The 233-nt window shown below is 45.5% G+C and carries 1 pseudogene; it reads left to right on the top strand.

The features are described from left to right. Positions 1–233, top strand: a pseudogene (spxH, locus tag G9F74_RS29770) (protease adaptor protein SpxH); the annotation flags it as partial.

The following is a 233-nucleotide window of genomic DNA, read 5'->3' as shown; positions in this document are numbered from 1 at the left end:
TTGTTTCCAAGCAGAATATTACAGATGAAGACGTTCTTTTAGAAATTGCCGAAAAGACGAAATTGGATGTTGAAGAATTCAAGCGCGACCTCCATTCGCAAAGCGCGGTAAAAGCGCTTCAGTGCGATATGAAAATCGCGGCGGAAATGGACGTCACCGTCAACCCGACATTGACGTTCTTTAACAGCCTGCATGATGATGAAGGGCTGAAGGTCCCCGGCAACTATTCTTAT

This window comes from Bacillus sp. EKM202B (assembly GCF_011066025.1).
GTDB classification, from domain to species: domain Bacteria; phylum Bacillota; class Bacilli; order Bacillales; family Bacillaceae_G; genus Bacillus_A; species Bacillus_A toyonensis.
Note: the sequence above shows the minus strand (reverse complement) of the source record. Positions and strands in the feature narration are given on the sequence as shown.